Genomic DNA, 8,448 nt, shown 5'->3' with positions numbered 1-8,448 from the left:
TGCTTCGTTTTTCATCAATGGAAAAATGAAGAAGAAGGAAGCTTGAAAGTAGAACATAAAAAGCTTGCAGAGAACTTGATTGAAAGTTGACGGTAATTTAGTTTACAATGTATTTAGTTTACAGTGTACTTAATTTACCGTACAAAAAAATTATCTTAACTCGTGTTACATTATAAACACTAATTCTTTTTATAAGAAATAATAGTCTAAAACTAAGCTTATGATTATAATATCAAGTAAGAAGATGACGTAATCTATCCATGTCCCTTTTTCTTTAATAATTGTTGTCAAAAACAGTCCAAAACCTCCCAATACAGGAAAAAGAAGTGCAGGCCATTTTGCCCAAACAAAACTTTGCCAAAGAAGAAGGACAATCAATGCGTTGATAAAAACAAAAGCTAAAACACCCGTTGAATTGGGTGCTTCGACTTTTTTTAATTTTTGAAAAGAGATAATATGTGCAGTTGCATTGGCAATGAACAATGCGATGATTGTAGTTGACATTCTTATAATCCTATTTGTTGTTTCATCATTTCCATGTAAGCATCATCATCCAATTGTTTACGGGCGGCGATGATTTGTTCCGCATCAGGACCGGCTATATATCTTAATTGTTTTTTACCGTCAGTCGCCGCTTCGTAAATTTTTTCAGCCACTATTATTGGTTCAGAGTTGACACTTCCTGCTTTCTGCATACCTGCCATAACTTTCTCTAAGAATGGGCCATATTCGGTCTGAGCAGGATCAACATTCATGCTTTTTGACACAGTTGCCTCAAAGTTGGTATTGATCATGCCAGGTTCAATCATTTTCACCTGTATACCAATTGCTTCTAATTCAAATGACAGCGCTTCACTCATTCCTTCTACAGCGAATTTAGAGCCGTGGTAAAGGGTACCCAATGGAAAAGAAATCTTACCGCCCATTGAGGAAATGTTGATGATAGTTCCTGTTCCCGCTTTACGCATGTAAGGCAGTACGTTTTTAGTCACTAACAACGTTCCGATTACATTGACATCAAACTGCATTCGTATGGCCTTTTCAGGAGTGGCTTCCAGAATGCCATATGATCCATACCCAGCATTGTTCAACAGTACATCAATTTTACCAAAACGTTCTGCTGTTTTTGCTATGGCCTCTTTAATGGTATCTTCTTTTGTAACATCCAATGTGACCACTAGCACATTTTCTAATGTATTTAATTCAGTGTCTTGTTCAGGATTAGAACGAACCGTTGCGGCAACGTTCCATCCCTTTTCTTGGAAATGTTTCGCAGTCATTCTTCCAATACCTGTACTGCATCCTGTGATTAATATTGTCTTGCTCATGGCTGTATTATTGTTGGTGATCTAATTTGATGTTTTCATAACCGTAATGATTATAATTAATCATTTGTGTCTGCACATTGGTAGAGCCTACACCTAAATTGTGCAGTCGTGTGAGATGGGCGTATTTCTCTAGGTTAGAAACTGCCCTCGAAGTTTCCCACCATGCAGGTCCTGTAGCGAGAAAACTCGCACCCAATGCTTCTAATAGAAGTGTTTCGCCTTCATATGTACTTGCAATAATTTTAGAATTCATCCGCATAGAACCATCAGGCATTACTCTCAAGTAATTAACTCCACTGATCACACCGTTGATATTACCATTTGTAGGACCTGAAAAATAGCCATTCAGCCGCATGCCCTCCTCTGGGATGGGAACTTGCCCAGTAAATACTTTATTGACGTCAGCACCAAAAGATTCTACAGTATTCAAGTGGCCATTGCCAGTATAAATTACTGTAGCATTTTCATCTGCTTCAAAGTCATCTAAGGTGAATGGAAAGTTTTGATAATCGACTTTGCTCACATCAGGATCTTCCCATGCGAGAGCTGTTTCTAATGGGTTTTCATCAAATGCATAGATAGTAAGTGCTGTTTTTTGGGAATTCGCATTCGCATTTCCTTTAGCGAAAAGATACTTTTCATTTACCCATTGGTAAGCCTCTCCATTATGACGTAATTGGATTTGGTAGTTCACCTGACCATCAGCATCAGTTTCTCCTAGTACTTTGACTGCTATTCTTTGTCCGTCTTTCGTCACTATGATGCCATGTGTGTTTGTAAAACTACCAGTAGTTTGGGTAGTTAAGAAATCACGACCATTCATTACTCCATCAATTTGACCTGTAATATTTCCAAAAAGATTAAGAATGAAACGAGTACCATCTTGAGCTTGACCGTTCATTATATCATTGGGATTTAATCCCATTCCTTCCATTCCAACGACTCCATAATTAAGAGATCCAAATTCTGAAGCACCAGAATGTTGTTCTAAGCTTTCGAAAAATAATTTTAGGGTTTGATTCATATTATTCGTTTTTAAGGGTGTAAGCAGTCCATAGTGCAGTAATTAAATCGACCACTCCAATCAATATGATATTCCATGGTGCAACGTCAAAGACAAAAAGCATTGAAGAAGCTGAGAAAAACCAAATTCTACCTTTCCATGAAATATCAAAGAAGTGTTTGTCCTCTGCTTTAGCAGAAGAAATATAGTAGTAAGCAATCCCCAATGTAAGAATTGCTACTATTCTAATCCAATGTTCAGAGGTTGCTTCAAAGCCGAATAAATTCAAGCAGAAATTGGGCATAAAAAGGAATCCCAATCCTGCACCAATGGCATAAATACCATAGGCCATAATTGTTTTTGCCGTTTTACTCATACCACTTTTAATTGAAATCTTTCTTCTTAAAGTTATCCATCACCATCTGCCCAGCAAGTTTGGCAAAATGTCCCCAACTTTGATCGATAGAGAAGTAAGAAGCATTTTCAAGTAAGTGCTCTACTTTTTTTCTATTTGTCAATTCAAAACTGGTGGAATTAAAATCGTTGAGAATGACAGATTTTTTGATATTGTCGAAATTCAAGGCATTACCAAAATTGCCGACACCCGAGACAAAATCTTCTGTTGTTTCTCCACATCCTCCCCAAGTGAGGTAAGCATTTAACCAGATGTTTGGAGGGACATCATTAACAGCAATACCGCCATAATTTAATTCTCTTACAGCACGATGAACTCTAGATTCATTGGCTTTCATAGTATCATTATCTACTAATAGCATGCAACCCAATGACCCTAAAAGTTTATTATTACAGAAATCTGTCGCTTTTGTCAAAAACTCATCCGTGTCAGTTGAGACATCCAATGGAATTTCACTGTAAATCTGACAAAAGGCTTCATTTGTAACGGCAAAATCATCTTCCGAAATGCTTGGAATTAAAACAAAATCACTCTTGCTATGTTTTCCATGTTCAGGCTTTAATATCTCTGCAGAAGTTTGATTTTCTAGAAATGCCTCTTTGGTTTTATCCACTCCTGGGTAATGTGAACTGCAGGCAAAGGTTTCTTCCATTAGTGCTTTGCGAAGTGCATTGAGAAACGCTTCTCTCTGAGCCCAGTTTTTAGAAGTGATGATCGTCTGAGGTCTTCCACAAACCGCACCACCGTTTAGTTTTCCTACAGATGCTAATTGTATTGCCTGACGTTTTATATCTTTATCTGACCATTTTCCGGGTACAATAATACAAGGGTTATTTCCTCCACATTCTGAAACTAAAGGCGCTTTCGCTGCATTTTGAATTGCATGAGCCACTCCAGTAGAACCGGTAAAATAAATAGAATGGAGTCCTTCTAATGCCGCCATTTCTCTTCCCTGATCTGCATCACAAAAAGCAACAGCTTGAACTTCAATCATTGGGGCAAATATCTTTTCCCATATTGCGTCAGTAGCTTCATTGAGTTGGTGGGGTTTATGCAGGGCAACTTTGTTTTCTAGGAATAAAGCCATGGCCATTTCAATAGAGGAACTATAATTCCCTGCTCCAGAGACCGCAATTACACCTACGGGCTTATCCATTGGATTTGTTTGAGTTGGTGTACCTTCTATATGGAGATACCCTTTTTGTTGTGCTGCAGCAAGTTTATCTTTTGAGAAAATTGGAAAAACTTCAACCTCAAATAAGTTAGTGTCTATTTCATTAATGGAAAGAGGCTTTTGAATATTCCCTGTAGCTAAAGATTCATAGAGTTTATGAATTCCCATTAAGGTGTTGGCCATTGGCATCACGGTTGTTCCCATTCCTTCTGCCGCGCTAGTGATATTCTCACCAATTAAGTCATTTTTCATTTTAGCATCAACTTCGCCAAGCTCTACAGCATACTTCTTTAAATTATGCTGTACTTGTTCAAGTAATGCCAATCTTTCAAAAATTGAAGTGTCTTTCCATCTTTGTGGATCTAAGCTATTATATGCTTCCTGTGCTGTCATAGTATTGGGATTTTATTCTGTTAAGTTACTTGTACACAATTTCGAAAAGTAACAATCTACAGACTTACACAAAACGCAGGAAGCCTAACACAAAGCGCAGTTTCAACTTATATTACGGTATTCGACTGGAGTTTGACCTGTTTTTGACTTAAATAATCGCGTAAAATAATGTGGATATTTAAAACCTAAATCATAAGCAATCTCACTAACAGACTGTTCTGTCCCTACCAACATGTTTTTTGCTTCTTCAATGATAAAATGATTGATATGTTCTTTTGGTTTTCTACCAGTTTCTTTTTTGATCAAATCACTAAAATAATGCTGTGACAGGTGAGCAATTGTTGCAAAATGTTCTACACTAGGTAATCCGGATTCTAAATGTCTTTCTGCCTCGAAATACTTTTTAATCTCTTTTTCAAATTGAGAAATCACTCCCTTACACTGCACAGAACGTGTTTTGAACTGTCTTTCGTAAAAACGGGAACAATAGGTTAGCAGTAATTCCAAGTTAGAGACAATCACTCGCTGACTATGGTTATCATCAGATTGTGAATATTCGGATACAATGTTATTTACAGCAGTTTGAATAATATTTTCCTCACTTTCAGATAAATGCAATGCTTCAACAATATCATAATTGAAAAAAGAAAATTCACTCATAATTTCACCTAGGTGTGTATTTCTAATCAGGTCTTTATGAAAATAAAGCATCCACCCTTGTATATCTCCTTTTTGAACTGGTTTTGTAGGTGTATACACTTGGCCTGGAGAAGAAAAAACCATCAATCCCTCTTTAAAATCAAAGGAATGTCTTCCATATTCCACTCCACAGCTTTTATCTTTCAAAGAGATCATATAGAAATCACAAATGACTTTAGCCCCCACATTTTCTTCTGAAATAAAAATTTCTGAAGCATCTAGCAATGAAATTAAAGGATGCTTGGGTTTTGGAATACCAAACATATAATGAAGGTCACTGATTGATTTGATATTATAGGTTGTCATCTAAATAAGAATATTTTATGAGCATATTTAAGACTGAAATAAACTGAGTTATGCAACTTTTAGTTACTGAAGGTTGGAGTTCTAGATTGAGTTCAATACACAAGAAAATAGCATTTTGTTACAGGTTTAAAACAATAATAAGACGAGTATATAATATAATAATTTGAACTTGGATAGTGATTTAGATCCAGTATTATTACAGCTTAATCACAATTTTTTACAAGAAAATTTATAAGGTGATGTTTTAGTATTTTTTCAATGATTGAATTCCTTTTTATTCTATTTCTGCTTTCCCATTTACAATTTTTACCCGGAATGGATTTCCAACTTTTGAAGGTGTCCAGCCAATTTCTAAAGCTTGTTGAATCCAGTTAGTTTTCTCCAAGACCGGGGCAGTACTACCCAATGAGTAGAGTAGAAATCGGTTATTTCATCACCCTTATAATGTCGCATACTTCACCCTTAGTAGGTAAGCCTGTCTTCCCTCTATAGGGTGTGGTCCGTTCCCTTATAAGGGTGAGGTGTTCACCCTTATAAGCATTGTGTAATTAACCTTCTGTGTTGGTATTCACGATCTAGCATAAAATTGTTCAAATTTGGTTTCTTCATCAAATCCGAGCAAGTGCTGTATCATCTTTGAAAATGTTTCCCCTTTAAATTGATACAGTTCTAGACTAACAATATCATCTAATTGATAATAATTTTTTTCATCATCAACATACAGCGTTGCATTGTAATCATCAATAAAAGCAAAGCAGACTAGTGCCTTATTTAGCCCATACTCCGCACCATTTTTTATTCGTTCTATTGTTTCAGGAAATACGATATTTCTTGGAGTCCAGTAGTCAGGTGATGAGGTTCTTATTAACTCTAATCCGCCAAATTCTAAAATTATATCCCAAGCATGTTTTAGTTCAGGTTTCAAGTTTGTTACTTGTATATTCTGTATCAATCTCCAGCCTTTGAACCAACCAGCCTGCTTCAAACTTATTTGGTAGTTGAAATTTTTCAATTCTTCCACATTAATATATTTTCCTAGTAATGCGGATTTAGTTTCATATACACAATCTTTATTGTTTAAGTCTATATTGATTAAGTCAAAAAAGCAGTCTGAACCTAGTTTAGATTCAAGGTCAGAATTATTATACAACCAAGATTCAAATTCTTTTACTGCAATATTACCTGATAGGAAGTCTAAAATTTTTCTTTTGGTATTCTCTTCCATAAGCTCCATCTTTTTTATTACCTGTTGTTGCTATAGACGGGTGATTAAAAATCAATAAAAATAATGAGCTAAGAATTATTGTTCTCATGATTGTTTCCTTTTTAAGTTTTCTTTATTCCTCCTCTTTTAATTTTTCGTATTCTTCTTCAACATTTTCACCCACTTCAAATTTTAAAGTATTTTCATCTAAATACTTTATTTTTTCTAGGCTACTCCCTCCTAAACCAGTATATAGTATATAAAATTCTTCTTTGTAAATAACTACTTGAGGTATAGGTTGACATGTTGTTATGAATTACCACTTTCTATCTGGTTCATATTTATCAAAGCTTTGATAAGAGCCAATCAATGAGTTACTTTTAAACCTCAGCTCAATTACTCTCAATTGGGTTTTCTTTGTAATGTCTGCGATAACATCATTGTATTTATGTATATATATTGTTCCAGAATCTGTCAAAATTTCAACCCTAGAGCTATCACTATTTAAGCTATAAGATACACTTAAAGTATCAGTTAAAAATTCTCCTTCTTTATAAAATCCAATTAACTTCCATTTCCCATTAAGTTGTGAGCTTATACTTTTTAAAGTGTCAGCATAAAGTGTTTGCTCTTCTTGATCTATGAATTCGGTATATTGACAATAACAGTATGAAGTTATAATCAAGAAAACCTTTAATAGATATAGCATTTTAATTTTCATCATAAAATCTAATGGAATAACTAAAATGTTCTCAACAAGTGAGGTTTAAGTTACGGTTAGAAGTTTGTTATCTTTGTATTTATAGTCTTTCCAACATGTAAAGAGTATCAGATATTTTTTTGCTAAATACTTCATCTTCACTTTCATATTTGAAAAAACCTTTCTCTAGTTTATTTGAGTTAACCTCAACCCACAGAATTAAGATTTTGATTTCATCTTGATTTAATCCATTGAGTAATTTATTTTTCCCTTTCAAGTCATAATAATAGTTTTCAATAAAGTCTACATAGTTTTTGAAACCCTGACTATTAATGTTTAAATCCCATTCATGAAGCATCCCTTTCAAATCATGAATTTTATTGTTGATTTCAATTAAGGTTTTAGAATCGAAGTAGGGTGCATTATTAATGTCGTATTTCCACCATGCCTTCAGAAATTTTATAATTGAATTTCTTTCATCAATTTCCCATCCGTTCCAATTCCCGTAGTCAAGCTTTCCCAAAATCACAAAAGTGTCCACTACCAACTTTCTTGTGGCAGTTAGTTCAAAAATTCGAGGTAAGTAGTGTTTGAAGTCATAAATATCACCCCAAGTTGTCATCGCTTTAAATGCATATTTTGAAATGTCATCGTCTTCTAATTCCCTTAGCTTTTTAGAATGTAAGGAAGATTTATCGTTATCAGAAACACAACACGGACACCCTTCCATAGTTGGCTTGAGTGAATATTTATCAAACGTACAATAAAGTTCTTCTATTGCTATTTTAAATTCTTCTGTCATTTCTTTATGGCTTGAGAACATGGCTATTTAACATCTTAAGTTTAGAGCATTGATCGCATCGACTGAGGTTTGAGTAATATTGTTGTTATTACGCTTTGTAAGTTAATAAGATTCGAAACCAACAGTAGCACTTAAAAAATCCACATCGAAGCTGTACAGCCTTTTTTAAATATCTTGTACAATTAAAAAAAAGGTTGTAGATATTTGTGCCGCCAAACATAAATATTAACCTACAACCTTCATTATGTACTGCGTACTTGACAAAGATATCATTGAATCTGAAATAATACCGCATTTGCCAACTGCAAAAAGAGGATTTAAGACTAAATCATCTCTAACAGAAGTGGTTAATGCAATTTTATATAAACTTAAAACAGGAGTACAATGGCGTTTATTACCTGTTTCTAGTTTATTTAGTGATGTA

The 8,448-nt window shown here is 34.6% G+C and carries 10 protein-coding genes; 1 reads left to right on the top strand and 9 read right to left on the bottom strand.

Annotation, left to right across the window (positions count from 1 at the left end; genetic code table 11):
- Positions 1 to 189: 189 nt before the first annotated feature.
- The 9 genes from HHU12_RS32200 to HHU12_RS32160 form a co-directional block, all read right to left on the bottom strand.
- Positions 190 to 504, bottom strand: coding sequence for a hypothetical protein (locus tag HHU12_RS32200; RefSeq protein ID WP_169660849.1), 315 nt, complete (start codon positions 502 to 504; stop codon positions 190 to 192).
- 2 nt (positions 505 to 506) lie between these two features.
- Positions 507 to 1,328, bottom strand: a complete 822-nt coding sequence (locus HHU12_RS32195; protein ID WP_169660848.1) for an SDR family oxidoreductase — start codon at positions 1,326 to 1,328, stop codon at positions 507 to 509.
- 7 nt (positions 1,329 to 1,335) lie between these two features.
- A complete protein-coding gene (locus HHU12_RS32190) occupies positions 1,336 to 2,352 on the bottom strand; it encodes a hypothetical protein (protein ID WP_169660847.1) in 1,017 nt (338 codons plus the stop codon).
- A gap of 1 nt (position 2,353) precedes the next feature.
- Complete coding sequence (locus tag HHU12_RS32185; protein WP_169660846.1) at positions 2,354 to 2,707, bottom strand: hypothetical protein; 354 nt, start codon at positions 2,705 to 2,707, stop codon at positions 2,354 to 2,356.
- Between the two features lie 7 nt (positions 2,708 to 2,714).
- A complete protein-coding gene (locus tag HHU12_RS32180; RefSeq protein WP_169660845.1) occupies positions 2,715 to 4,313 on the bottom strand; it encodes an aldehyde dehydrogenase family protein in 1,599 nt (532 codons plus the stop codon).
- Positions 4,314 to 4,415: 102 nt separating this feature from the next.
- Complete coding sequence (locus HHU12_RS32175; protein WP_169660844.1) at positions 4,416 to 5,318, bottom strand: helix-turn-helix domain-containing protein; 903 nt, start codon at positions 5,316 to 5,318, stop codon at positions 4,416 to 4,418.
- 568 nt (positions 5,319 to 5,886) lie between these two features.
- Positions 5,887 to 6,543: a hypothetical protein gene (locus HHU12_RS32170; protein ID WP_169660843.1), complete on the bottom strand. Its 657-nt coding sequence runs from the start codon at positions 6,541 to 6,543 to the stop codon at positions 5,887 to 5,889.
- 295 nt (positions 6,544 to 6,838) lie between these two features.
- Complete coding sequence (locus tag HHU12_RS32165; RefSeq protein WP_169660842.1) at positions 6,839 to 7,246, bottom strand: hypothetical protein; 408 nt, start codon at positions 7,244 to 7,246, stop codon at positions 6,839 to 6,841.
- A gap of 76 nt (positions 7,247 to 7,322) precedes the next feature.
- Positions 7,323 to 8,024, bottom strand: coding sequence for a hypothetical protein (locus tag HHU12_RS32160; RefSeq protein WP_169660841.1), 702 nt, complete (start codon positions 8,022 to 8,024; stop codon positions 7,323 to 7,325).
- Positions 8,025 to 8,268: 244 nt separating this feature from the next.
- Here HHU12_RS32160 and HHU12_RS32155 point away from each other — a divergent pair.
- A partial coding sequence (locus tag HHU12_RS32155) for a transposase (RefSeq protein ID WP_169658724.1) occupies positions 8,269 to 8,448 on the top strand: 180 nt, incomplete at its 3' end.

The organism is Flammeovirga aprica JL-4 (assembly GCF_012844305.1).
Lineage (GTDB): Bacteria > Bacteroidota > Bacteroidia > Cytophagales > Flammeovirgaceae > Flammeovirga > Flammeovirga aprica.
The sequence above is the reverse complement of the archived record's forward strand: the minus strand, read 5'-3'. Positions and strand labels throughout refer to the sequence as shown.

Bases quoted from the DNA above. Each gene is read 5' to 3' on its own strand.
- HHU12_RS32170 (WP_169660843.1), bottom strand. From the start codon at position 6,543: ATGGAAGAGAATACCAAAAGAAAAATTTTAGACTTCCTATCAGGTAAT.
- HHU12_RS32160 (WP_169660841.1), bottom strand. From the start codon at position 8,024: ATGACAGAAGAATTTAAAATAGCAATAGAAGAACTTTATTGTACGTTT.
- HHU12_RS32200 (WP_169660849.1), bottom strand. From the start codon at position 504: ATGTCAACTACAATCATCGCATTGTTCATTGCCAATGCAACTGCACAT.
- HHU12_RS32165 (WP_169660842.1), bottom strand. From the start codon at position 7,246: ATGATGAAAATTAAAATGCTATATCTATTAAAGGTTTTCTTGATTATA.
- HHU12_RS32195 (WP_169660848.1), bottom strand. From the start codon at position 1,328: ATGAGCAAGACAATATTAATCACAGGATGCAGTACAGGTATTGGAAGA.
- HHU12_RS32175 (WP_169660844.1), bottom strand. From the start codon at position 5,318: ATGACAACCTATAATATCAAATCAATCAGTGACCTTCATTATATGTTT.
- HHU12_RS32180 (WP_169660845.1), bottom strand. From the start codon at position 4,313: ATGACAGCACAGGAAGCATATAATAGCTTAGATCCACAAAGATGGAAA.
- HHU12_RS32190 (WP_169660847.1), bottom strand. From the start codon at position 2,352: ATGAATCAAACCCTAAAATTATTTTTCGAAAGCTTAGAACAACATTCT.
- HHU12_RS32185 (WP_169660846.1), bottom strand. From the start codon at position 2,707: ATGAGTAAAACGGCAAAAACAATTATGGCCTATGGTATTTATGCCATT.